Genomic DNA, 22,057 nt, shown 5'->3' with positions numbered 1-22,057 from the left:
TTGTCGCCACACGGCGCCCGCGCGCCCTCAACCGCCCGCGGGTTGCCTGCAAAGAGAAAGGATATGGCCGGTGCGCGGGTCGCCCTTGCCCGCGAGCACGTGGGCGTAGGCCGCCTGTACCGCCACGCCGCCGTCGTGGTGCTCGGCGTGCAGCCAGGGGTTCTTCGCGCCGGTGACCGAGGCCAGGAAGTGGTGCCAGGCCGCGACCATGCGCCGGCCGAACTCGTCGGCGCCCCATTCGCCGGTGCGCTTCTTGATCTGCGCGGGCGCGAAGAACAGCGTGGCGCGCGGGCCGGCCAGGTCCTTGCCCGCGCCCTTGGCCGCGAGCTGCTCCACGTGCGTGCCGCCGATGGAGCTGCTGTACTTCAGGTTCGCGAAGCGTTCGTGGATGGCGTTGCGCAGCGCGCCGTTGCCCGCGAAGTCGACGTACACGCAGGGCGTGTCGGCCGCGATGGTGTCCAGCGCGTCGTAGGTCACGACGCGGTCGTAGCAGCCCAGGCTTTCGCAGAAGGCCACGTTGGCGGGGGAGGTGAGGCCGATCACCTCGATGCCCTCGCTGTCATGCCGCTGGTGCAGCTGGAAGGCGGTGCCGTAGGCCGTCTTGCTCGATGCGCTCGAAAGCAGCATCGTCTTCGCGCCGAAGAAATCGTTGTCGCCCATGAAGTCGTCGATGAGCCACGAGGTGATGAACAGCGGGCGCAGCAGCGCCTGCAGGTCTTCGGTGCCGGCGGTGTAGAGCGGGTCGCTGGCGCAGCGGAAGTACTGGTTGTAGACCGCGGGCAATGCCGCGCGGTGCTCGGCCACGTCGGCGAAGCGTTCGGGCGACAGCCGCCCGGGGCTCAGCACCGCGCCCGAGGCCATCGGCCAGTAGCCATACAGGCGCTCGCCCACCGCCACGCCCGGGTGCAGCGACTGCACCACGCTGGCGAAGCCCCACACGGGGATGCTGCCCCAGTCGTCCTCGCCCGTCGGGTAGAACTGCCAGTAGCTCATCGCGTCGCCGAAGGCGGCATACGTGATGTTGTTCGAGGTGAGCGCAAAGCCGTCGATGCGCACGCGCACCTGGCCGTCGGCCAGCGGTTCGTCGGTGGCGGTGTGCAGGCGCGTGGTGGCGAGCTGGTCCTTGCGGATCAGGAGGCTGGTGGTGCTCATGGCTGAAAGCTCCGGCAGTGGGTGGCGGGTGGTGTGTGTGGCCGCGACGTTAGCCAAGCTCGGTGAAAGGCGCTACCGCGCGGCGCGTTTCGGCGTCACGCGCGGGACATGCGCAAAGTCAGCCCGAACGCCCGTGGCGCAGCACGCGCCCCGCATGCGCGTCGGTCGTGCGGCCGTCGCGGCAGGCGAGGCGGCCGTTGACGAACACGGCGTCGATGCCGGCACTGGCTTCGGTCGGGTGGTCGAAGGTCGCGCGGTCGGCCACGCGCTGCGCGTCGAACACCACGATGTCGGCATGGTGGCCGGGCGTCAGCAACCCGCGTTCACGCAGGCCGAAGCGGCGAGCGCTCAGGCCCGTCATCTTGTGCACCGCCGTCTCCAGCGAGAACAGCTTGCGCTCGCGCACGTAGTGGCCCAGCACGCGCGCAAAGGTGCCCCACAGGCGCGGGTGCGGGCTCACGTCGTGCGCCAGGCCATCGGAGCCGACCATGGCCATCGGGTGGCCGAGGATGCGGCTCACGTCGTCTTCGCTCATCGCGAAGTAGATCGCGCCGGCGGGCTGCAAGTCGGCTGCGAGTTGTTCGGGCGAGCGGCCCCGCTCGCGCGCCAGGTCGAACAGCGAGCGGCCGGCCGCGCTGGCGTCGGCCTTCGACCACGTCACGCGCACGTCGTCGGACTGCGCCACGCGGCCCGGCAGCAGCATGGTCGACGAGGCGTTGTAGGGGTAGCAGTCGAAGCAGACTTGCTGCGTCTCGGCGGCCTTCTCGATGGCCGCGAGCGTCTGCACCGAGCGGCCATGGTTGGCCTTGCCGACCAGCTTGTGATGCGACAGCACCGTGTCCACGCCCAGCGCGCGTCCGATCTGCAGCGCCTCGCGCAGTGCGTCGTCGATGGCGTCGCCTTCGTCGCGGATGTGCATGGTGACGATGCCGCGTGCGCCGGCCAGCGCGGCGCCCACGGCGATGACCTCCTGCGCGCTCGCGGCACGCGCCGGCGGATAGTAGAGGCCGGTCGACAGGCCGATGGCGCCGCTGGCCAACGCGTCGGCGAGGTCTTCGGCCATGCGCCGTGCTTCGTCGCTGTCGGCCACGCGGTCGAGCCGCGCCATGTGCCGCACGCGCAAGGTCGAATGGCCGACGAGGCAGGCCGCATTGAGCGCGGGCCGTGCCTGTTCGAGCGCGTCGAGGTAGTCGCCGAAGCGTTCGAAGCGCCACGCGTCGCTGCCCAGCAAGTCGAGCGGCGCGGGCGGTGCGACGGGCGAGCACAGCGGCGCCAGGCTCACGCCGCAATTGCCCGTGATGACGGTGGTCACGCCCTGCGACAGCTTGGGGTGCACGCCCTGCGGCGCGTCGAGCAGCAAGCGGTCATCGTGCGTGTGCACGTCGATGAAGCCGGGCGCCACGATGCGCCCGCGCGCGTCGAAGCGCTCGCGCGCCGCCACGTCCGCGAGGTCGCCCATGCGCACGATGCGCCCTTCATGCACGCCCACGTCGGCGCGCACGCGCGGCGCGGCGCTGCCGTCGATCACGCTGCCGCCTTCGATGATCAGGTCGAGCATCGGCATGCCTTCAATCGACCTGCGCGCCGGAGCGCTTCACCACGTCGGCCCAGATCGGTGTCTCGCGCGCCACACGCTCCCACAGGCGCTCCGGCGGGCCGGTGAGCGGTTCGAAGCCGATGGCCGCGTACTTCTCGCGCATGGCGGGGGTGGAGAGGATGGCGTTGATGGCCGTGTTCAATTGCACGACCACGGCGCCCGGCGTTTTCGCGGGCGCGACGATGCCGCCCCAGGCCACCACGTCGTAGCCCGGCACGCCCGACTCGGCCAAGGTGGGAATGTGGGGGAACAGCGCGCTGCGCTGCGCGCCCGTCACGGCCAGCACCGCGAGCCGCCCGGCCTGGATGTGCGGCGCGATCGAGCTCAGGTTGTCGAACATCAGGTCGACCTGGCCGCCCATCAGGTCCTGTATGGCTTGCGGGCTGCCGCGGTAGGGCACGTGCGTGATGGCGGTGCCCGTCATGGTCTTGAACAGTTCGCCGCCGAGGTGGCCGGTGGTGCCGTTGCCGGCCGAGCCCATGGTGAGCTTGCCGGGCCTGGACTTCGCGAGCGCGATGAGTTCGGCCACGCCGCGCACGCCCAGGTCCTTGCGAACGACCAGCGCGTTCTGCACGTAGCCCAGCAATGCGACGGGCACCAGCTGGCGATCGGGGTCGTAGGGCAGCTTGGAGAACAGCGCCTTGTTGATGGCCAGCGTGCCCACGTTGCCGTAGCCCAGCGTGTAGCCGTCGGGTGTGGCGCGCGTCACGTCGATCATGCCGATGTTGCCGCTCGCGCCGGGCTTGTTGTCGATGATGAGCGCCTGGCCCAGGGACCTCGACAGCTCGTTGGCAAGCAGGCGGCAGACCGCGTCGGGCGAGCCGCCCGCGGCCGAGGGCACGACAAGGCGCACGGCGTGGTCGGGCCAGGCGGCCGCGATCGACATCAGCGGCAAGCCCGCCAGCGCGGTGGCCGAACCCAGCCGCAACACATCGCGGCGCGTGGGAAATTGCTCTGGCATGGGAAGCCCTTTCATCGTCGAAGTCATGCAGGAATGGCCGCGATGTTGATCGGTGCGGGCACCGTGGACAAACCATGTTTGCTGCGTCTAGCATGAGGTTTTCGCATGCATGTTCAAGGTGCTTCCTGGGTGATGGGCTTGACGGTATGCGCCAAAGTTGCGCTTTCCTCATGAACACAAATATCCGCGCCCCTTCGACGATGTCGCTGCTGTGCCTCGAAGCCAGCGCGCGCTTGCGCTCGTTCACCGCCGCCGCGCACGAGTTGCGGCTCACGCAAGGGGCGGTGAGCCGCCAGGTGCAGACGCTCGAAGACCGGCTCGGCGTGCGGCTGTTCACACGGCGCCGCGAAGCGCTGGCGCTCACGCAGGCGGGCGTGTACTACCTCGGCGAAGTGGCGCCCTTGTTGCGGCGGCTGGAGCGCGCCACGGCGACTGTCATGGCCTTGAAGGGGCGCGGCGGCGAACTGTCGTTGTCGGTGGGCGCGTCGGTCGGCAGCTACTGGCTCATTCCGCGCCTGCCGGCCTTCACGCGCGCGCATGGCGAGATCACGCTGAACCTGGGCACGCGCGTGGGCCAGGTCGACTTTCGCGCCACGCCGGTCGATGCATCGCTCGAGTTCAGCGATGGGCAGCGCGCGGGGCTGCACAGCGAGTTCGTCTTGCCCTTGGAGTTGTCGCCCTATGCCGCGCCGTCGTGGGTCAGGGTGCATGGCAAGAAGGTCGATGCGAACACGCCGCGCTCGGCGCTCATCCACCATCACACGCTGCCCGACGGATGGGACGAATGGTTCCGGCACGAGGGCATCGCGGACGCGGCACCGCGCGAAGGGCCGCGCTACGAAATCATGTCGATGGCGCTCAACGCGGCGGTGGCCGGCATGGGCGTGGCATTGCTGCCGCCTTACATGGGCGAGGACATGGTGGCCTCGGGCCGGCTCAAGCGCCTGTCGCGTCACCGGCATCGCTACGCCAAGGGCTACTACCTCGTCTACCCGGAAGAGTCGGCGCAGATGCAGTCGCTGCAGATCTTCAAGGCATGGCTGCTCGCGCAGGCGGGCGGCGCGGGCTGACCGGGCGCATGAAAAAAGGGCGGCACCGTTGCCGGTGCCGCCCTTGTGTCTTTCGCGCGCTGGACTCGCGCGCTGGACTTAGGCAATCGTCAGTTCGACGTCGATGTTGCCGCGCGTGGCGTTCGAGTACGGGCAGACCTGGTGGGCGGTGTCGACCAGCTTCTGCTTGGCTTCGGCGTCCAGGCCCGGCAGGGTGATCGCCAGCTTCACGGCGATGCCGTAGGCGGCGCCGCCGTTCGTCGGGCCGAGGGAAACGCTGGAGTCGATGGCGACGTCTTCGGGCACCTTCACGCCGATCTTCGGGCCGACGGCCTTCATCGCACCGATGAAGCAGGCGGCGTAGCCGACCGCGAACAGCTGTTCGGGGTTGGTGCCGGGCTTGCCCGAGCCAGGCGAGCTCAGCTTGACGTCGATCGCGCCGTCGCTGGACTTGCCTGCGCCGTCACGGCCGCCGACGGTGTGGGCTTCTGCGGTGTAGAGCACTTTGTCGAGCTTGGTGGTCATGGTGATTTCCTTTGGTGAGTGATGAAGGGACGGGGGAGATGCGCATTCGCCGCGCGTTCACGCGGCTTTCTTGATGCGGTCGCGCAGCGTCTGGATCTGCTGCGTGAGCGCAATGAGTTCCGGCACCGAGCATTCGGTGGCGGCCATGAGGCAGGCGGGCACGTTGGCGGCCTTGGTCTTCAGCTTGCGGCCCGCGGCGGTGAGCGTGATGTGCACGCGCCGCTCGTCGGCCACGTCGCGCACGCGGGCCACGTAGCCGTTGGCCTCCAGGCGCTTGAGCAGCGGCGTGAGCGTGCCCGAGTCGAGCGAGAGCAGCTCGCCCAGCGCGGAGACCGTGGGGCCGTCCTGCTCCCAGAGGGCGAGCATGACGAGGTACTGCGGGTAGGTGAGCTGGAGCTTTTCGAGCTCGGGCTTGTACAGGCGCGTCATGGCCAGCGAGGCGGAATAGACCGCAAAGCACAGCTGGTTGTCCAGCTTGAGCATTTCGTCGGTGGGGGCCTGGGTGGAGCGCATGGGTGGAATTGTAGCGAGCAATTGAATTGCGTGCAATGTAATTGGAAAGTGTCGATTCCGGCGGATGTTCCCGCCGGATTCAGGCGGCCTTGCTGCGGCCTGTCTTCCTGGCGGTCTTGCTGTTCTCGGCGCGCGGCGCGCTGGCCGCCGCGGCGGCCATGCTGGCGTTCGCCTGGTCGATCCACAGCAGGGCATCGACGTACGACATGAACCGGTTGAGGTATTCCGGCGAGAGGTCGCGCATCAGGATCAGCGCGCGGTGCACCAGGTGGTGCGAGTTGAGCGGGCCGGCGTTGTCCGGCATCTTGGCCAGCGACTGGTTCAGCCGCCGTTCGGCGCTGAGCTTGGACCAGGTGCTGCGGAAATAGGTGACGGCCTTGAGATCGGGCGCGGGCGCGTGGGCCGCGAGGCCTTCGCCCGGCGGCGGTGCATGCCGCGCGATGTGCGCGACCAGCTCGGCAAGCGCGGCGTTCGAAGGCGATGCGTCTTCCGCCGGCGCGTCGGCGGCGCGTGCCTTCTCCATCGCTTCGCCGTACGCCGCCAGCAGCAGCACCAGCCTGTCGTCGAGCAGGCGCCGCGCCTCGCCGTCGTGCGCGGCCGCCCGCCGGGCCATTGCCTCGATGAAGCGAAAGCGCACGGGGTCGAAGCGGTCGTCGCCGCGTTCGCGCCACGCGGCGAGATCGAGGGCCGTGTCTTCAGCCACGGGGCTTGGCGGCCTCGCCTGTGCCCGCGGGGCGCGAAGGCCGTGGCGTTGGCGCCATCTCCACGCGCCGGTTCTTCGAGCGCCCGTCGGCATCGGCATTCGACGCCACGGCCTGCTCGGCACCGAAGGCCGCGGCAAAGATCGCGGAAGACGGCACGCCGGATTCGATCAGCGCGCGCGTCACGGTCAGCGCGCGCTGCGCCGACAGCTCCCAGTTGTCCGCGAACTGGCGCGCGTTGTCGCGCATCTGCCGGTCGTCGGTGAAGCCGCTCACCATCAGGATCTCGTCGCGCGAACGCAGGTAGGCCGAGAGCGGCGCCGCCAGGCTCTTGAGCAGCTGGCGGCCTTCGGGCTGCAGGTCGGCCGAGTTGAAGGCGAACAGCACGTTGCCGCTGATGCCGATGCGGCCGTTGGTCAGCGTCACGCGGCCCGCCGCGAGCGGCCCCGCCAGCGCTTCTTCGAGCGTCTGCCGGCGCTTGGCTTCGGCCTCGCGCTGCTGCACCTCCGACTCCAGCTTGGTCGCCAGCTCGAGCTGCATGCCCAGCGCGCACACCAGGATCAGCACGAAGGCGCCCAGCAGGCCCGACATCAGGTCGCCGAACACCGCCCACACCGGCACGCCGGGTTCGGCGCCGCCGTCGAGGTCGTCCTGCATCACGCTTCGCTGCCCACGGCGGCCTGGCGGTCGGCCACGCGCTGCAGGTCTTCGACGATCTGCTTCTGCGACATGATGCTCAGGTCGATCACTTCGCGCGCCTGCGCCACGTAGTACGCCAGCTGTTCGTCGCTGCGCGAGATCGACTTGCCCAGCGCGCCTTCGATGCGCTGCAACTGCGCGCCCATCTTCTCGTTCGACTCGCTGAACAGCTGCACCGCGAAGCCGAAGGCCTCGCCCATGCTCGCCACCTCGACGGCGCTGCCGGTGATCTGCGCGGCCACCGTCGACATCTTCTCCGTCTCTTCGCCGATCTTCTCGGTGAAGCGGCTGCCGACACGCTCGAGCACGTCGGCCGATGCGGCCACCAGCGAATCGACCGCCGCGCGCTGCTCGGTGGACGCATGGTTCACCGCGTCCAGCAGCGTGGAAAGCGTCTCGAGGATGCGGCTGCGTTCCTCCAGCATCACGTTGTCGCGCGCCATGCTGTCCGACAGCTTCTGGCGCAGCTCGGCCACCACCTCGGCCGCGACGCGCGGCGCCTCGGAGGCCGCCTGCAGCAGCTGTGCGATCTCTGCGATGGTGTGCTTCGCGTGCGCATCGTTCCGGGCCGACATCTCGCGCGCGGTCTGCGCCATGGTCTCCAGCAGTTGCTGCTGCTGGCCCAGCGTGCTTGCGCCCGCCTGCTGCCATTCGTCGTGCAGCGAACCGGCGATCGACGCGAGCGATTGCGTCCATGCCGACAGGCGCTGTTCGTCGCGCGAGGTCAGTTCCGTCTGCAGTTCGGCGTGCGCCTGGCCCACGCTGCCCAGCAGGGAGGCCGAGTGCTGTTCGAAGGTGGCGGCGGCCGCGGTGAGCGCCTGCTGCGTGTCGGCGGACAGCTTCTCGCTGGCCTGCCGGTGCTGCGCGAGGGCGCTGCCCCAGGTGTGCGACACCTGGCCCACAGCGCCTTCGAGCCGCGCTGCAACGCCGTCGACCAGCGCGGCCGAGCGGTTGCCGAAGGTCTCGGCCAGGCGGTCGTGTGCGCCGCGCACGTCGGCGGACAGCGTCTCGGTCGTGCGCTGGTGTTCGGCCAGCGTGGCCTGCCAGCTGTCCATGCTGTCGGCGAGCTTCTCGCGCAGCGCGGCCATCACTTCGCCGGCGACACGTGGTGCTTCCGCGGCGGCCTGCAGCAGCTGCGCGATCTCGGCGGTGGTGCTCTTCGCATGCGCTTCGGTCTGGGCCGACATCTCGCGCGCCGTCCGCGCCATGGTCTCCAGCAGGTGCTGCTGCTGGTCGAGCGTGTGCGCGCCGGCCTGCTGCCACTCCTGCCGCAGCGACTCGGCCATCGATGCCAGCGACTGCGTCCACGCGGAGAGCCGTTGCTCGTCGCGCGATGCCAGTTGCGTCTGCAGCGCGGTGTGCGCCTGGCCCACGGTGCCCAGCAGCGAGGCCGAGTGCCGCTCGAAGGTGGCTGCCGCGGCGACGAGCGCCTGCTGCGTATCGGCGGACAGTTTCTCGCTGGCCAGCTGGTGCTGCGCGAGCGCGCCGCCCCAGGTGTCCGACACGCTGCCCACGGTGCTTTCGAGCCGCGCCGCCACGCTGTCGACCAGCGCGGCCGAGCGTTCGCCGAAGGCCAGCGCCAGCCGGTCGTGCGCGCCGCGCACGTCGCTGGACAGGGTCTCGGTGGTGCGCTGGTGCTCGGCGAGCGCCAGCTTCCAGGTGTCCGCCACGCGGCCGGTGGTGGCCTCGAAGCGGCTGGAGAGGCCGTCGAGTTGCTGCTGCACCGTTTGCGCGAGCGTGTCGTGCAGCGACGCCGTCTCGCGCGCGATGCCGGCCATGGTGGCTTCGACCACCGGCTGGATCGCCGCGCTCGCGATGCGCGCGCTCTCGGTCAGGCTGTGCTGCAGCGACTTGTCGACCGACGAGGCCAGGCCGGCGTACGCGGCTTCGGTGCGGCCGTAGAAGCCGTCCTGGCCGGCGGCCAGGCGATCGTTCAACGCCAGGCTCTGGCGTTCCATCGCGGCCATCATGTCCTGCAGCTGGCCGACCAGCGCGGGCATGGCCTCGGCCTGGCGCTGCAGCAGCTTGAAGGACTCCTCGCGCTGGTGCACCTGCGAGTACGGGCGCAGCGTGGTCGCGATCTTGCTGTCGAGCAACTGCCCGGCCTGCAGGCGCTCGCGGCGGCTCAGCGCCGAGGCAAAGCCCAGCATCGCCGATGCGGCCACGCCCGCCACCGAGGTGCCGAAGGCCAGGCCCAGGCCCTTCACGGGCGCGGAGAGCGAGGCGCGAATCGATTGCAGGTCGGTCGAGCTTTCCAGCGCGATGCCCGTGCCCTTGAGCGTGACCACCATGCCCAGGAACGTGCCCAGCATGCCCAGCAGCACCAGGAAGCCCGCGAGGTACGGCGTCATGGCCGGGCCGGGCAGGCCCACGCGTTCGCCCTCGATGCGCAGGCGCACCGCGTTCTGCAGCGACGGGTGCAGCTGGCCGAGCCAGGCGCCCAGGCTGGCGGGCGGCGCGGACAGCTCGGTCACGGCCTTCGTGAGCGTCGACGTGGCCTGGTGGAAGCGGTGCAGCTCCAGCGCGCCCATGACGTAGAACGCGCCGACCAGCAGCGTGACGGCCAGCGCCAGCGGGTTGGAGCCGATGTAGCCCGCGCCGGCCCAGGCGACCACGGCCAGGCCCGCGGCCATGACCGCGTGATGAAGGAATCTGTTCATTGAAGAGTGTCTTTGTGCCCTGCGCGAAGGGCTTCGAGCAGCCCGTCTACAGGTTGGAATCGGAGGTCCAGTTCGGCCAGCAGCACGTCGCGCGCGTCCTGGCGGAACCGGTCCAGCCATGCGTCGGGTGCTGCCTGCCGCAGGCGCTTGAAGTGTTTTTCGAGCAGCGCGGGCACGCTGGCCAGCAGGGTGCGCTCCTGCGCGCCGAGCACCTGCTCCATGACCACGTCCACCGAGGCAAGCCGCGCCATCGCGGGCGAGCGGCCCGCCAGCCGCGCGCGCAGCTTGCCGCGCAGCGGGCCGACGCCGGCTTCCATCGCCTGCTGGCGGGCGAGGTAGCGCTGGCGGAAAGGCGAGAACGCGACGGGAACGGCGGGGTCCATGGCGGCGTCGCGAACCGGCGACGGCAGGAAGGTGCTGTCTTCCGCGATGGCGGTGGCCAGTGCGGCCCGCACGCGCTTACATTCGCTTTCCTCGGCGCTGGCGGACGTGCGTGCACCGGAGGGCCCGGGCGACGAGGCCGCCGGGGTGCCATTCAATGCAGCAGACAACGAGATGGCATCGGTCCACCCGAACCATTGGCTCAGGCGGTCCGCGGTGACTTGCCGGGGTTCGCGAACATCGACTTCGCAGAGTCGGGAGAGCAAGCGGGTGAGCGCCGAGCCGTTGAATCCTGTGCGCCCTGAAACTTGCGCCATACAGCCAGATACCGCCCGTTCGAAAAACTCGGCAGTCTACACCGAAGGCCCTCGCTGGCCGGCCCCGTTACAGCCCCTGACGCGTCCATGGGACGGGGCCTCGAAGGTGCTTGACGGGGCCCGCGGCGGCCCCGTGTTTCAGCCCTTGAAACGCTTGCGCGTGAGCGCCAGCGCGATCCAGAACGCCGCCACCGCATACACCGCCAGCACCGCCGCGTGCAGCCACCATTGCGCCGGCCACTGGTCCATGAAGAGCGGGCGCACCAGCATCACGGCATTGGTCAGCGGCAGCCAGGCCGCCACCGCCTTCACGGCGGCCGGCAGCTGCTCGAGCGGGAAGAACACGCCGCTCAGGAACATCATTGGCGTCATGAACAGCGTGAAGTAGTAGGTGAAGAAGTCGTAGCCCTTGGCCAGCGCGTTGAAGATCAGCGCGATCGACGAGAAGGTGATGCCCGCGCCGATCAGCACCAGCCACGCCACGATCAGCTTGGGGCTGTGGCTGATGCCCAGCCCGAGCATCACGAACAGGATGGCCGTGACCGTGAAGATCGACTTGAACGCCGCCCACAGCATCTCGGCCAGCACGATGTCGTCCAGCCCGACCGGCGCGTTCATGATGCCGTCCCAGGTCTTCTGCACGTGCATGCGCGAGAAGGCCGAGTACAGCGCCTCGAAGCTGGCCGCGTTCATGGCGCTCATGCAGATCGAGCCGCTCGCCAGGAACAGGATGTAGGGCACCTTCACGCCGTCCACCGCCACCTGGCCCACCAGCGCGCCCATGCCGTAGCCGAAGGCCACCAGCCAGATCAGCGGCTCGGCGATGTTGCCGATCAGGCTCGGAATGGCCAGCTTGCGCCACACCAGCAGGTTGCGCAGGAACACGGGCCACCAGCGCAGCGAGATCTCGGGGGCGCGCCACACGGAGGGCGAGGGCGGCGCGGCGGTTTCGGTTGTGGTTGTGGTTGTCGTCGTGTTCATGGTCTAGCCGTCTTCGCGGATCTGGCGGCCGGTGAGCTTGAGGAACAGGTCCTCCAGGTTGGCCGGCCGGTGAAAGGTGCGCAGGCCGCCGTGCTGCGTGAGCGCGTCCAGCAGGCGGCGCGCGTCCTGCGTGTAGAAGAACACGGTCTCGCCGCTGACTTCCACGCGCGCGGCCATGGCCTTGAGCTCGGCCGACTCGGCCAGCGACAGCGCGCCGTTGCCGTACACCTCGACCACGTCGGGCTCCAGGTGCTCGGCGATCAGGTCGCGCGGCTTGCCCTCGGCGATCTTGCGGCCGTGGTCGAGCACCAGCAGCCGCGAGCACAGGCGCTCGGCCTCGTCCATGAAGTGCGTGGTCAGCAGGATCGACTTGCCCTGCTGCAGCAGCACCTGCAGCCGCTCCCACATCAGGTGGCGCGCCTGCGGGTCGAGGCCGGTGGTGGGCTCGTCGAGCAGCAGCAGCTTGGGGTCGTTCACCAGCGCGCGCGCCAGCGACAGCCGCCGGCGCATGCCGCCCGACAGTTCGCCCGGCTTGGCGTCGGCCTTGTGCGAGAGCGCCGCGAACTCCAGCAGCAGCGGCACGCGCTCGCGCACCTGCGCCTTGCCGAAGCCGAAGTAGCGCCCGTACACCACCAGGTTCTCGGCGCAGCTGAAGTCGGGGTCGAGCGTGTCGAACTGCGTGACCACGCCCAGCTGCGCCTTGATGGCCAGCGCGTCGCGCGGCATCTGCAGGCCCAGCGCGGAGATCTCGCCGCCGTCGGGCGCGGTGAGGCCCAGGCACATGCGGATGGTGGTGGTCTTGCCCGCGCCGTTCGGGCCGATCACGCCCAGGCATTCGCCGGGCGCGATCTCGAACGACAGGTCGTCGACGACCGTGGTGTCGCCATAGCGCTTGCGCAGATGGCTGACCTGGAAAAGAGGAGGGGGAGTGGGGGAGGGGGAGGCTGAAGGCGGCACGCGGCCATTCTGACGCAGGCCCGCGGCGCGCGTTTTGCTCGCTTCAATCGATGGACAATCCGCCGATGTTCAGAGCAACTTCACGCGGCGCCGCGCTGGCGGCGTTCGCTGCATTCACGTCGCTGGCCACGTTGGCCGCCACGCCGCCGGCTTCGGCGGCCCCGCCCGGCGATTCGAAACGCTGCGAGGCGCTGCACGCCGTCGCCAACGAAAGCCCGGGTTTCATGCCCCGCCACGGTGCGGTCGTGACCGGCACCGGCCGGGCGCACCTGCACAGCGCGCCCGACGCCGGCTGCGACAGCGGCAAGTTCCTGGTGCCGAACGACCGCGTCACCGTCTACACGCCGTACAAGGAGTGGGTGCAGGTGATGTTCATCCACCCGAAGACGGGCGAGGACACCATGGGCTGGATGCTCGACAGTCGCTTGAAAACCACGGGCACGATGGGCCCTCCTTAAGGTCTGCCGATTTCACGCGGCAACGGCACAATCGACACCCAATTGCATTTCGCGGTGGGAGGGCCAAGGATGCTGCGTTTCGTGTTGGCGCTGTCGCTCCTGGCGGCGCTGGGCGCCTGTGCGCCGTTCCACCGGCCGCTGGCGGCCGCGGACCGGGGCAAGGTACAAGAGGTCGACGTGCGCGTGGTCGTCGCGCAGGAGAGCTTCATGTTCTCCGCGCAGCCGCCCGGCGTGAGCGCGGCGCTCGGCGGCGGGCTCGTCGGCGCGCTGATCGACTCGTCGGTGCAGCAGTCGCGCCAGAAGGACATGAGCGCCGAGGTGCAGGCCATCGTCGGTCCGCTGCTCGACTACGACTACCGCGCGGAAGCCGCCAGGTCGCTCGAGGCGGCGCTGTCCGAGCCGACCGCCTTCCCGCTGAAGATCCGCTCCTCGCAGGTGCTCGCGGCCATGCCGCCGAAGGCCGAGCAGGAGGCCCGCATCGCCGCCACCAGGGGCGGCCCCGCCTACATGGTGCTGTTGCTGCAGTACGCGCTCGAGCCCGGCCTGGGCGCCTTCACCACGCGCACCTCGGCGCTGCTCTGGCAGGACGGCCGCGCCGAGCCTAGCTACCGCGCCGCGGCCATCTTCCAGACGCCCATCGGCGGCACGGCGCGCAACGCCGTCATCCGCCGGCTCACGGCCAACGACGGGCAGGTGCTGCGCGGCGTGATGCGCGAGTCGCTCACGCAGACGCTGCACGCGGTGGCCATGGACATTGCCGGCGCCCGTGGCACGGGCGTGAAGACCGCGCGCTTCAACGTCAACGGCTCGTGGGTCACGCTGGCCGGCCAGAGCTTCGACGAGCAGCCCGGCCGCGTGCTGTTCCGCGACCAGGACGGCGCGATGTATTCGGTGCGGAGCGCCGCGCCGTGAAGCCGCTGCCGAACTCGCTGCCGAGGCCTTGGCCGAAGCCGTTGCGCTGGAGCGGCGCCGCGCTTGCATTGGCCTGCGCCCTGCCGGGCCTGTCGCATGCGGTGACCGAGGGCGAGCCGCTGCCGATGGTCTTCGAGCAGGCGCCCGACCCCGCCGAGCGGCCCGACGGCGTGCCCGCCGCGTCGCCGCGGCTCGTGCGCGGCTGCACGCTGTACCTGCCGGGCGTGGAGGACGCGCGCAGCAACAAGGCCAACGCCGGCAACCTCACCGTGATGCTGCCGACCGTGCACGCCACGCCCCGCTCGGTGCAGTCGCTGCGCAGCGGCGACGCCACGGCCTGGACGCGCGGCGCGCTGCAGTCCACCGGCCGCTACGGGTTCCAGACTGTGTTCGGCGCGCCGCCCATGAACGCTGGCTCGAGCACCGGTGCGCGGCAGGTCACCGCCGACGTGGCGCTGCGCCTCGCGCATGCGTGGTCGGCGGACCTCAGCCTGGTCTCGCATGTCGTGCTCAAGGTCGGCTACCGCCTGCCCGGCGGCCAGGCCGCCGTGCGCCAGTACCACGGCATGGGCACGCGCACCAACTTCGCCAGCGGCAACGGCGAGTTCATGTCGGTGCTCAACCTCGGCCTGGAGGAAGCGGTGCACGCCATGGCCGCCGACGCCGCCGCGCTGTGCGACGGCAAGCCCTTGCCGGCACCGGTGGCCGTGCCATGAAGGACATGCTCGAACTCCACCTGACCTGCGGCACGCTGCAGGACGGCCAGATCTCGCTGTTCGTCTCGCTGTGCGAGCAGGTCGGCCTGCGTCCGCTGCTGATCGACTCCCACCACGGCGAACCGATGTGGCAGCCCTCGGCCACGGCCTGGCTGCGCGCCGACCTCGAGGAGGCCAAGGCCGAGGCCATGGCGCTCGCCCAATGGCTGGCGCGCGCGGGCATGGCCGTGCTGGGCGTGAAGGTCGATGCGCGCGTGAGCGAGGCGCAGCGCCTGGGCCGGCCCGGCCAGTACTTCGAATGGCGCGGCAAGCTGCGGCCGGTGTCGGGCCTGCATGAGCTGTCGGCGCTGCGCACCCTGTGCGAGGCGCACGGCGCGCAGCTCTCGCGCGACGGCCTGCGCGAGGAAGCCGACACCTGCTTCGTGACGCTGCGCGGACGCGCCTCGCTCGCGGAGTTCAGCGCCGGCGTGGACGCGCTCACCGGCCACCTGGCGCAAGACGGCTGGCCGCTGCTCCAGCAGGACAGCGAGCTCTGCCTGCACGACAGCCGCGAGCCGCTGGAGCCCGACCTGTTCGCAGCCTATGTGCTGCCGCCGGCGCAACCCACCTAGAGCCTGAGCCCGCTGAACTCGGCCTTCATCCATTCGATGAACGCCCGCGTGCGCGCCGGCAGCAAGCGCGCGTTCGGGTAGATCACGCTCACCGGCCGCGGCGGCGGCTCGAAGTCTTCGAGCACCAGCGCGAGCCGCCCCTGCGCCACGTGCGGCAGCACCTGGTACGAGAAGAACGAGCCGAAGCCCATGCCCGCCGCGCAGGCCTCCACGGCCGGCGCCAGGTGGTTGAACTCCAGCCGGTTGTCCGGCGTCACGCCGAGGGTCTTGCCGCCTTCGCGGAACAGCCACTGCGCGGGTGCGCCGATGAGCCCGCGCACCGAAGGCGCGCCTTCCAGGTCGCGCGGATGGCGCGGCGTGCCGTGCGCGGCCAGGTAGGCGGGGCTCGCGGCGACCACGCGGCGGATGCTGCCCAGCGTCTGCGCCACCAGCGAGGAGTCTTCCAGCGGGCTGATGCGGATGCCCACGTCGATGCCTTCCTCGAGCAGGTTCACGGCGCGGTCGTACAGCCGCACGCTGCAGCGCACCTTCTCGTGGCGCTGCATGAAGCGCACGATGGCCGGCGCCACGTACATGTGGCCGAACAGCACCGGCGCGGTGATGGTGAGCTGCCCCGCCGGCTCGCGCGCCTCGGCCTTCAGCGCGAGGTCGGCGGCGTCGGCCGCCAGCAGCACCTCGCGCGCGCTCGGCAGGTAGTGGCGGCCTTCCTCGGTGAGCGACAGCCGGCGCGTGGTGCGGTGGAACAGGCGCACGCCCAGGTGCGCCTCCAGCGCGGCGAGCGCGCGCACCACCGCGGGCAGCGAGCTGCCGAGCGCCTCGGCGGCGCGGGTCAGGCTGCCCTGGTCGGCAATCTGCACGAAGGTCTGCATGGCCTTGAAGCGATCCATGGCGCGATTAAACCGGAAAACGCAGCAGTCAAATACATAAACGGCTATTCATTCATTCGGCGCAAGAGAGAACAATCGGGGCAACGCCCCTGCCATCGCCTTGCATCCCGAAAAAGGAAGTCGCCCATGACCGCCGCCGCCCCCGTTCAGCCCATCAAGCTCTACAGCACCGCCCTCTCGGGCCACGTGCACCGCGTGCGCCTGTTCCTCACGATGCTGGGCCTGCCGTTCGAGAACATCGAGCTCGACCTGGGCAAACGCGAAAACCGCACGCCCGGGTTCCTGTCGCGCAACCTGTTCGGCCAGGTGCCGGTGATCGACGACGGCGAGCTCACGCTGGCCGACTCCAACGCCATCCTGGTCTACCTCAACGAACGCTATGCGCCCGACCCCGCGCGCTGGATGCCGCGCGACGCGGTCGGCGCGGCGCGCGTGCAGCGCTGGTTCTCGGTGGCGGCCGGCCCGCTGGCGTCGGGCCCCGCAACCGCGCGGATCATGGCGCTGTTCGGGCGTGCCACGGACCCCACCCACACCGCCGGCATCGCAGATACCGTGCAGCGCGCGCACGCGCTGCTGTCGGTGATGGAAACGCACCTGCAGCAGCCGTTCCTCGCAGGCGCCACGGCCACGCTGGCCGACATTGCCAACTACGCCTACGTGGCGCATGCGCCCGAAGGCGGCGTGTCGCTCGATGCCTATCCGAACCTGCGCGCCTGGCTCGCGCGCGTCGAAGCCTTGCCCGGGTTCGTGCCGATGGTGCGCACGCCCATCGGCCTCGCGGCGGTCGCATGATCGCCGCGCCCTTCCATGCGGGCGAGCGGGCGCTGCAGGCGCTGGCCGGCTCGCGCGAGCAGATGGAGGCCGTGGGCTCGCGCGTGATCCGCGACTTCCTGCCCGAGCAGCACCGCGCGTTCTTCCAGCAACTGCCCTTCGTCGTGGCCGGCAGCATCGACACCGAACTGCAGCCGTGGGCCAGCGTGCTCGCTGCGCCCGCCGGCTTCATGCACTCGCCCGATGCCATGCACCTGCGCATCGACGCCTTGCCGGCAGCCGGCGACCCGCTCGCCGGGCAACTGAAGCCGGGGGCCACGCTGGGCCTGCTCGGCATCCAGCCGCACACGCGGCGGCGCAACCGCATGAACGGCACCGTCGAGGCGCTCGACGCCGCGGGCTTCACCGTCGCGGTGCAGCAGAGCTTCGGCAATTGCCCGCGCTACATCCAGGCGCGCGAACCCGAGCTTGCCCCGGCGCATGCCAAGGCCGCGCCGGTGCAGTGGCTCGACAGGCTCGACCTGGCGGCGCACCGCCTGATCGGCAGCGCCGACACGCTGTTCATCGCCACCGCCTACCCGAACGAAGTGGCGCAAGGCGACGAGGCCGATGCGAGCTCGCATGGTGTGGATGTGTCGCACCGCGGCGGGCGGCCAGGCTTCGTGCGCATCGACAGCGACGGTGACGCCGACGTGCTCACCGTGCCCGACTTCAACGGCAACCAGTTCTTCAACACGCTAGGCAACCTGGCCGCGCACCCGCGCGCGGGGCTGCTGTTCGTCGACTTCGACAGCGGCGAGCTGCTGCACCTGGCGGTCACGTCCGAGATCGTCTGGAACGGCCCCGAGGTGGAGGCCTTCGAGGGCGCGGAGCGGCTGATGCGCTTTCGGGTGACGCATGCGCTGCGCCGGCCCGCGGCGCTGCCGCTGCGCTGGGGCGACGCGCAGTTCTCGCCGCACCTGTCCGGCACCGGTCAGTGGAACAGCGGAATGCGCGTGTTGACCGACGGCCGGTAGCGCCAGCCGCGCTGGCGCAGCGCATCGAGGTCGGGTGCGCGGCACAGCAAGGCCTCGAGCCCGGCGGCGGCCAGCGTGCAGGCCAGCGCCTGGCCGGGGCACGCGTGCATGCCGTGGCCGAAGCCGAGCATGCGGCGCCTGGCGCGCACGCGCATGAAGCGGTCGGGGTCGGGGTTGAACGACGCATCGCGGTTGGCGCTGGCCAGCAGTACCAGCACGGCGTCGCCCGCTGCGAGCGGCGTGCCCGCGAGGGTGACCGGTTCGGCCACGAAGCGGCGCGTGTTGTGCACCGGCGGATCGTGCCGCGCGGTTTCCTCGACGACGGCCTGCAGCCCGTCGCGCGTGCGGGCCGCCGCACGCAGCGCGGGCTCGCGCACCAGCGCGACGAGGCTGTTGCCGAGCAGGCCGGCGCTCGCATCGCAGGTCTGCGACAGCAGGCCCACCAGGTTCGCGAGCAACGAGCGCGAAGGCGCGGCGCCTTCTGCCGACCCGTCTGCCAGCGCGTCTGCCAGCGCGCCTGCCATCGTGCCGTTCATCACGCCGGCCAGCAGCGTGCCGTGCCGCGGGGTTGCGCCCGCGACCAGCACTTCGAAGCGCGTCATCAGCGCGCCGGCCGCCGCACTGGCCTGCTGCAACTGCTCCGGCGTGGACAGCGGCGACAGGCAGGCCACGAAGTCACGCATCCATCGCTCGACCTGCGGCAGCGCGTCGTCGTCGAAGCCGAGCAGGTGCGCCACGGTCTGCACGGGCACGGAGAACAGCGTGTCCGACAGCGCTTGCTGTGCAGGCACGCGCTGGGCCACCTGCAGCGCCGCGTCGCGCACCGCGTTCAGGTCGAGCCCGGCCAGCGCGCGTTGCAGCGCGGGCCGGTGCGCCTGGTGCGCCGCGCCGTCGTTCATGCGCACCAGGTGGCCGAACACCTCGCCGGCCGCGCTGCCCACGATGGCGCGCGGCACCGGCTCGGCGGCGGGACGCACGCGCAGTACGGCGTGCGCCTGCAGCACCTGCTCGACCACGTCCGCACGGCTGGCGACCCACAGGCGCAGCGTGTCGTTCCAGGCGAGCGGCGGCCCTTCGCGCAGCGCGGCGTAGTACGGGTACGGGTCGGCATGCGTGACGGCGGCGACCGGGTCGGCGGGAAAGTCGTGGGTGGCTGGGTTCATGGACCGCAGTGTGCGATCGGCCGTGCCGCCACACTTCGCCCGCGAACGAAGTGTGGCGTGCGCCACCGTCTTAGGATGCGCCCATGGACACCCTTGCCACCTCCGCCGACTTCCACCTGGCCCGCCTGGCCGGCGCCATCGCCGAGCCGGCGCGCGCCCGCATGCTGAGCTGCCTGATGGACGGCCACGCGCGCACCGCCACCGAGCTCGCCACCGTGGCCGAGGTGGCCGCGTCGACCGCGAGCGCGCACCTCGCGCGGCTGAAGGACGAGCGCCTGGTCGAGCTGCTGGTGCAGGGCAAGCACCGCTACTTTCGCCTCGCCAACGACGACGTGGCCGCCGCGCTTGAAAGCCTCATGGTGGTGGCCGGCGCGCCGCGCACGCCGGAGTTCAAGCCGAACACGCCGAGCCGGCTGCGCAGCGCGCGCACCTGCTACGACCACATGGCGGGCACCGCCGGCGTGGCGCTGCACGACCGGCTGCATGCGCAGGGCTGGCTCAGCGGCCTGCAGAGCGGCTCTTACGAGCTCACGACCGAAGGCGCCGTCGCGCTGGAGAGCCTGGGCGTGGAAGTCGACACGGTGCGCCGCTCGCGCCGCCGCTTCGCCTGCGCCTGCCTCGACTGGAGCGAGCGCCGTCCGCACCTGGGTGGCGCGCTGGGCGCGGCGTGGCTGCAGCTGTCGCTGCGCCGGGGCTGGGTGCGCCAGGAGCTCGACGGGCGGGCGCTCACGCTCACGCCGAAGGCGCAACGCGAGATGCCGGAGCTCTTCGCCTGAACCGGAAGCGCAGGGGGCGAGGTGTCGTGCTCAGGCCTTGAGCTTGAGCAGATAGATCAGCGGGCCGGCCATGGCCGTGTCCAGGTCCAGGAAGCTCTCGAAGTCCTTGCCCGCCATCCAGTACGCCTCCCAGTTGTTGCGCTTGATGGTCTTCTGCCAGAGGTCGGCCGCGGTGGCGCGGCGCACGGCCTCGAGCAGCACGGCGCGGCGCTCGGCGGGCACCTTCTTGCCGGTGAGCACGCCGCGCCAGTTGGCGAGGTCGGCGTCCACGCCCTGTTCGCGCACCGACGGAATCCCCAGGAACGGCCGCTTGGACGACACGCCGATGGCGCGCAGCTTGCCGTTGGCCAGGTGGTCGCTGAATTCGCTGTAGCCCGAGATGCCCGCGGCCGCCTTGCCGGTTTCCAGCGCCTCGACCACCTGCGCGCCGCCGGGGTGCGCCTGGTAGACCAGCGCGGCGGCGTTGCCGGCCACGCGCGCCAGCATGCCGGCGTACATGTGGTCCACGCCGCCGGCCGAGCCGCCGGCAATGACGGTCTTCGCGGCGTCCGCGCGCAGCTGGGCGATCAGGTCCTTCGGCGTCTTGATGGGCGAGTCGGCCTTCACGGCCACCACCTCGTAGTCGCTCGTGAGCCGCGCCACGGGCGCGACCTGCGCGATGGTCACGGCGGGCTTCTGCAGCGCCACCGCACCGACCATGACCATGCCGCTCATCAGGATGGTGTCGGGGTCGGCGTCGTATTTCTCGACGTACTTGGCCAGGCCGATGGTGCCGCCCTTGCCGCCGATGTTCTCGTAGCTGATCTCGCCCACGGCACCCGAGGCCACCATCGCGGCTCCGAGCGCGCGGCCGGTCTGGTCCCAGCCGCCGCCTTCGTTGGCGGGAATCACGATGCGCAGCTTGGGCGCCAGCTGCGGCTCGGCCGCGCCGGCCACCGCGGGCCAGAGCGCGGCGGGCATCACGCCGGCGGCGGCGGCCGACGCCATCCATGCAGCGAGGTGGCGGCGGGAAAGGCCGGCAGGCACGTGATGCGGCATTTTGTTTCCAGTTGTCTGTAAAAGTAACCGGATGATGTCCGAAAAACGTGTCAGCTCCGCGGGTTTTCGGATAAGGGAAAACCCGCGGAAATGGGCCGCGAACCCGTGCGGCTCAGGCCTTCAGCTTCAGCAGATAGATCAGCGGCCCAGCCATCGCGGTGTCGAGTTCGAGGAAATTCTCGAAATCCTTGCCTTCCATCCAGAAGGGGTCCCAGTTGTTCTGCTTGATGGTTTTCTGCCACAGGTCGGTGGCGGTGGCGCGCCGCACCACCGTCAGCAGCGCCGCCTTGCGGTACGGCGGCACCTTGCGCCCGGTGAGCACGCCGCGCCAGTTGGCGAGGTCGGCGTCCACGCCCTGTTCGCGCACCGACGCGATGCCCTGGAACGGCCGCTTGGACGACACGCCGATGGCGCGCAGCTTGCCGCTGGCCAGGCCTTCGCTGAATTCGCTGTAGCCCGAGATGCCCGCCGCGGCCTTGCCGCTGTCGAGCGCCTCGACCACTTCGGCGCCGCCCGGGTGCGCCTGGTAGACCAGCGTCTGCGAGGCCTCGGCCACGCGCGCCAGCATGCCGGCGTACATGTGGTCCACGCCGCCGGCCGAGCCGCCCGCGATGACGGTGTTGCCCGCATCGCTGCGCAGCTGCGCGATCAGGTCCTGCGGTGTCTTGAGGGGGGAGTCGGCCTTCACGGCCACCACCTCGTAGTCGCTGGTGAGGCGGGCGATGGGCGCCATGCTGGCCATCGTGACGGTGGGCTTCTGCAGCGCCACCGCGCCGACCATGACCATGCCGCTCATCAACATCGTGTCGGGGTCGGCATCGTATTTTTCGGCGTACTTCGCCAGCCCGATGGTGCCGCCCTTGCCGCCGATGTTCTCGTACACCACGTTGCCCACCGCGCCGGAGGCCAGCATCGCGGCGCCGAGCGCGCGGCCCGTCTGGTCCCAGCCGCCGCCTTCGTTGGCGGGAATCACGATGCGCAGCTTGCTGCTGAGCGGTGCGTCGGCGGCGTGCGCGGCACGCGGCCAGAGGGCGGCCTGCCCGCCGCCGACGGCTGCGGCCGAGGCCGCGATCCATGCCGAGAAGCTGCGGCGGGAGAGGGGAACGGAACGCGACTGGGTCATCTTTTTTCCGGTTTCTGTGGGGTAAACCGGATGATGTCCGCGAAACGACGCAATCAGCGTGCCGCGGCGGCAGGACAAACCCTGATGGTGCCT

At 70.6% G+C, this 22,057-nt stretch carries 23 protein-coding genes; 8 read left to right on the top strand and 15 right to left on the bottom strand.

Annotated features, from left to right (window positions below):
- Window positions 1-27: 27 nt before the first annotated feature.
- From BM004_RS31770 to BM004_RS31760, 3 genes are all read right to left on the bottom strand, one after another.
- Entirely contained in the window at window positions 28-1,152 is a 1,125-nt protein-coding gene (locus tag BM004_RS31770; RefSeq protein ID WP_177206668.1) for a DUF2855 family protein, read from the bottom strand.
- A 118-nt stretch (window positions 1,153-1,270) separates the two neighbouring features.
- Window positions 1,271-2,710: an N-acyl-D-amino-acid deacylase family protein gene (locus BM004_RS31765; protein ID WP_093219422.1), complete on the bottom strand. Its 1,440-nt coding sequence runs from the start codon at window positions 2,708-2,710 to the stop codon at window positions 1,271-1,273.
- A gap of 10 nt (window positions 2,711-2,720) precedes the next feature.
- Complete coding sequence (locus BM004_RS31760) at window positions 2,721-3,710, bottom strand: Bug family tripartite tricarboxylate transporter substrate binding protein (RefSeq protein ID WP_093219300.1); 990 nt, start codon at window positions 3,708-3,710, stop codon at window positions 2,721-2,723.
- A gap of 170 nt (window positions 3,711-3,880) precedes the next feature.
- Here BM004_RS31760 and BM004_RS31755 point away from each other — a divergent pair, with 170 nt between their 5' ends.
- Window positions 3,881-4,780, top strand: a complete 900-nt coding sequence (locus BM004_RS31755; RefSeq protein ID WP_256220135.1) for a LysR substrate-binding domain-containing protein — start codon at window positions 3,881-3,883, stop codon at window positions 4,778-4,780.
- Between the two features lie 78 nt (window positions 4,781-4,858).
- On the opposite strand, the gene BM004_RS31750 is transcribed toward BM004_RS31755, so the two are convergent.
- From BM004_RS31750 to BM004_RS31715, 8 genes are all read right to left on the bottom strand, one after another.
- Complete coding sequence (locus BM004_RS31750; protein ID WP_019657755.1) at window positions 4,859-5,284, bottom strand: organic hydroperoxide resistance protein; 426 nt, start codon at window positions 5,282-5,284, stop codon at window positions 4,859-4,861.
- A gap of 57 nt (window positions 5,285-5,341) precedes the next feature.
- Window positions 5,342-5,797: a MarR family winged helix-turn-helix transcriptional regulator gene (locus tag BM004_RS31745; protein WP_093219298.1), complete on the bottom strand. Its 456-nt coding sequence runs from the start codon at window positions 5,795-5,797 to the stop codon at window positions 5,342-5,344.
- A 79-nt stretch (window positions 5,798-5,876) separates the two neighbouring features.
- Complete coding sequence (locus BM004_RS31740; RefSeq protein ID WP_256220134.1) at window positions 5,877-6,500, bottom strand: DUF2894 domain-containing protein; 624 nt, start codon at window positions 6,498-6,500, stop codon at window positions 5,877-5,879.
- Complete coding sequence (locus tag BM004_RS31735; RefSeq protein WP_093133662.1) at window positions 6,493-7,155, bottom strand: OmpA family protein; 663 nt, start codon at window positions 7,153-7,155, stop codon at window positions 6,493-6,495. Before BM004_RS31735 ends, BM004_RS31740 begins: the two co-directional genes overlap by 8 nt.
- On the bottom strand, window positions 7,155-9,857 hold the full coding sequence (locus tag BM004_RS31730) for a DUF802 domain-containing protein (protein WP_093219293.1): 2,703 nt from the start codon (window positions 9,855-9,857) through the stop codon (window positions 7,155-7,157). Before BM004_RS31730 ends, BM004_RS31735 begins: the two co-directional genes overlap by 1 nt.
- Window positions 9,854-10,555: a DUF3348 domain-containing protein gene (locus BM004_RS31725; protein ID WP_093219289.1), complete on the bottom strand. Its 702-nt coding sequence runs from the start codon at window positions 10,553-10,555 to the stop codon at window positions 9,854-9,856. Before BM004_RS31725 ends, BM004_RS31730 begins: the two co-directional genes overlap by 4 nt.
- A gap of 138 nt (window positions 10,556-10,693) precedes the next feature.
- The gene (locus BM004_RS31720) at window positions 10,694-11,536 is read right to left on the bottom strand and encodes an ABC transporter permease (RefSeq protein WP_093219287.1); all 843 of its coding nucleotides are present in this window, start codon (window positions 11,534-11,536) and stop codon (window positions 10,694-10,696) included.
- 3 nt (window positions 11,537-11,539) lie between these two features.
- Window positions 11,540-12,493: an ATP-binding cassette domain-containing protein gene (locus BM004_RS31715; protein ID WP_093133672.1), complete on the bottom strand. Its 954-nt coding sequence runs from the start codon at window positions 12,491-12,493 to the stop codon at window positions 11,540-11,542.
- A 65-nt stretch (window positions 12,494-12,558) separates the two neighbouring features.
- On the opposite strand from BM004_RS31715, the gene BM004_RS31710 reads away from it, so the two are divergent.
- The 4 genes from BM004_RS31710 (at window position 12,559) to BM004_RS31695 (ending at window position 15,190) form a co-directional block, all read left to right on the top strand.
- Window positions 12,559-12,951: a hypothetical protein gene (locus tag BM004_RS31710; RefSeq protein ID WP_143072584.1), complete on the top strand. Its 393-nt coding sequence runs from the start codon at window positions 12,559-12,561 to the stop codon at window positions 12,949-12,951.
- 69 nt (window positions 12,952-13,020) lie between these two features.
- Complete coding sequence (locus BM004_RS31705; RefSeq protein ID WP_093219281.1) at window positions 13,021-13,863, top strand: hypothetical protein; 843 nt, start codon at window positions 13,021-13,023, stop codon at window positions 13,861-13,863.
- Window positions 13,860-14,579 carry a hypothetical protein gene (locus BM004_RS31700; protein WP_256220133.1) on the top strand — a complete coding sequence of 240 codons (720 nt, stop codon included), beginning with the start codon at window positions 13,860-13,862 and terminating at the stop codon, window positions 14,577-14,579. The genes BM004_RS31705 and BM004_RS31700 overlap by 4 nt, the downstream gene beginning before the upstream one ends.
- The gene (locus BM004_RS31695) at window positions 14,576-15,190 is read left to right on the top strand and encodes a hypothetical protein (protein ID WP_256220132.1); all 615 of its coding nucleotides are present in this window, start codon (window positions 14,576-14,578) and stop codon (window positions 15,188-15,190) included. The genes BM004_RS31700 and BM004_RS31695 overlap by 4 nt, the downstream gene beginning before the upstream one ends.
- Here the strand turns inward: BM004_RS31695 and BM004_RS31690 are convergent.
- Window positions 15,187-16,077: a LysR family transcriptional regulator gene (locus BM004_RS31690; protein WP_093219279.1), complete on the bottom strand. Its 891-nt coding sequence runs from the start codon at window positions 16,075-16,077 to the stop codon at window positions 15,187-15,189. The two genes, BM004_RS31695 and BM004_RS31690, sit on opposite strands and share 4 nt — an antisense overlap.
- Window positions 16,078-16,203: 126 nt before the next feature.
- Between BM004_RS31690 and BM004_RS31685 the strand changes: the two genes are divergently transcribed.
- Window positions 16,204-16,869, top strand: coding sequence for a glutathione S-transferase family protein (locus BM004_RS31685; protein WP_093219276.1), 666 nt, complete (start codon window positions 16,204-16,206; stop codon window positions 16,867-16,869).
- Window positions 16,866-17,864: a pyridoxamine 5'-phosphate oxidase family protein gene (locus BM004_RS31680; protein WP_093133686.1), complete on the top strand. Its 999-nt coding sequence runs from the start codon at window positions 16,866-16,868 to the stop codon at window positions 17,862-17,864. The genes BM004_RS31685 and BM004_RS31680 overlap by 4 nt, the downstream gene beginning before the upstream one ends.
- Here BM004_RS31680 and BM004_RS31675 read toward each other — a convergent pair.
- Entirely contained in the window at window positions 17,822-19,027 is a 1,206-nt protein-coding gene (locus BM004_RS31675; RefSeq protein ID WP_093219274.1) for a cytochrome P450, read from the bottom strand. The two genes, BM004_RS31680 and BM004_RS31675, sit on opposite strands and share 43 nt — an antisense overlap.
- 83 nt (window positions 19,028-19,110) lie before the next feature.
- Here BM004_RS31675 and BM004_RS31670 point away from each other — a divergent pair, with 83 nt between their 5' ends.
- The gene (locus BM004_RS31670; RefSeq protein WP_093133692.1) at window positions 19,111-19,803 is read left to right on the top strand and encodes an ArsR/SmtB family transcription factor; all 693 of its coding nucleotides are present in this window, start codon (window positions 19,111-19,113) and stop codon (window positions 19,801-19,803) included.
- A gap of 30 nt (window positions 19,804-19,833) precedes the next feature.
- On the opposite strand, the gene BM004_RS31665 is transcribed toward BM004_RS31670, so the two are convergent.
- Window positions 19,834-20,841 (bottom strand): Bug family tripartite tricarboxylate transporter substrate binding protein, encoded by a 1,008-nt coding sequence (locus BM004_RS31665; protein ID WP_093219271.1) that lies wholly within the window; start codon window positions 20,839-20,841, stop codon window positions 19,834-19,836.
- A gap of 112 nt (window positions 20,842-20,953) precedes the next feature.
- Window positions 20,954-21,964 (bottom strand): Bug family tripartite tricarboxylate transporter substrate binding protein, encoded by a 1,011-nt coding sequence (locus BM004_RS31660; protein WP_177206667.1) that lies wholly within the window; start codon window positions 21,962-21,964, stop codon window positions 20,954-20,956.
- Window positions 21,965-22,057 lie beyond the last annotated feature (93 nt).

Origin of the sequence: Variovorax sp. OK212 (assembly GCF_900112425.1) — a bacterium.
Taxonomy (GTDB): Bacteria; Pseudomonadota; Gammaproteobacteria; order Burkholderiales; family Burkholderiaceae_C; genus Variovorax.
This window is presented reverse-complemented; position numbering and strand designations above follow the sequence as displayed.

Bases quoted from the DNA above. Each gene is read 5' to 3' on its own strand.
- BM004_RS31690 (WP_093219279.1), bottom strand. From the start codon at position 16,077: ATGGATCGCTTCAAGGCCATGCAGACCTTCGTGCAGATTGCCGACCAG.
- BM004_RS31665 (WP_093219271.1), bottom strand. From the start codon at position 20,841: ATGCCGCATCACGTGCCTGCCGGCCTTTCCCGCCGCCACCTCGCTGCA.
- BM004_RS31675 (WP_093219274.1), bottom strand. From the start codon at position 19,027: ATGAACCCAGCCACCCACGACTTTCCCGCCGACCCGGTCGCCGCCGTC.
- BM004_RS31730 (WP_093219293.1), bottom strand. From the start codon at position 9,857: ATGAACAGATTCCTTCATCACGCGGTCATGGCCGCGGGCCTGGCCGTG.
- BM004_RS31660 (WP_177206667.1), bottom strand. From the start codon at position 21,964: ATGACCCAGTCGCGTTCCGTTCCCCTCTCCCGCCGCAGCTTCTCGGCA.
- BM004_RS31765 (WP_093219422.1), bottom strand. From the start codon at position 2,710: ATGCTCGACCTGATCATCGAAGGCGGCAGCGTGATCGACGGCAGCGCC.
- BM004_RS31680 (WP_093133686.1), top strand. From the start codon at position 16,866: ATGATCGCCGCGCCCTTCCATGCGGGCGAGCGGGCGCTGCAGGCGCTG.
- BM004_RS31745 (WP_093219298.1), bottom strand. From the start codon at position 5,797: ATGCGCTCCACCCAGGCCCCCACCGACGAAATGCTCAAGCTGGACAAC.
- BM004_RS31770 (WP_177206668.1), bottom strand. From the start codon at position 1,152: ATGAGCACCACCAGCCTCCTGATCCGCAAGGACCAGCTCGCCACCACG.
- BM004_RS31720 (WP_093219287.1), bottom strand. From the start codon at position 11,536: ATGAACACGACGACAACCACAACCACAACCGAAACCGCCGCGCCGCCC.
- BM004_RS31755 (WP_256220135.1), top strand. From the start codon at position 3,881: ATGAACACAAATATCCGCGCCCCTTCGACGATGTCGCTGCTGTGCCTC.
- BM004_RS31750 (WP_019657755.1), bottom strand. From the start codon at position 5,284: ATGACCACCAAGCTCGACAAAGTGCTCTACACCGCAGAAGCCCACACC.
- BM004_RS31670 (WP_093133692.1), top strand. From the start codon at position 19,111: ATGGACACCCTTGCCACCTCCGCCGACTTCCACCTGGCCCGCCTGGCC.
- BM004_RS31725 (WP_093219289.1), bottom strand. From the start codon at position 10,555: ATGGCGCAAGTTTCAGGGCGCACAGGATTCAACGGCTCGGCGCTCACC.
- BM004_RS31685 (WP_093219276.1), top strand. From the start codon at position 16,204: ATGACCGCCGCCGCCCCCGTTCAGCCCATCAAGCTCTACAGCACCGCC.
- BM004_RS31710 (WP_143072584.1), top strand. From the start codon at position 12,559: ATGTTCAGAGCAACTTCACGCGGCGCCGCGCTGGCGGCGTTCGCTGCA.
- BM004_RS31695 (WP_256220132.1), top strand. From the start codon at position 14,576: ATGAAGGACATGCTCGAACTCCACCTGACCTGCGGCACGCTGCAGGAC.
- BM004_RS31760 (WP_093219300.1), bottom strand. From the start codon at position 3,710: ATGCCAGAGCAATTTCCCACGCGCCGCGATGTGTTGCGGCTGGGTTCG.
- BM004_RS31735 (WP_093133662.1), bottom strand. From the start codon at position 7,155: ATGCAGGACGACCTCGACGGCGGCGCCGAACCCGGCGTGCCGGTGTGG.
- BM004_RS31705 (WP_093219281.1), top strand. From the start codon at position 13,021: ATGCTGCGTTTCGTGTTGGCGCTGTCGCTCCTGGCGGCGCTGGGCGCC.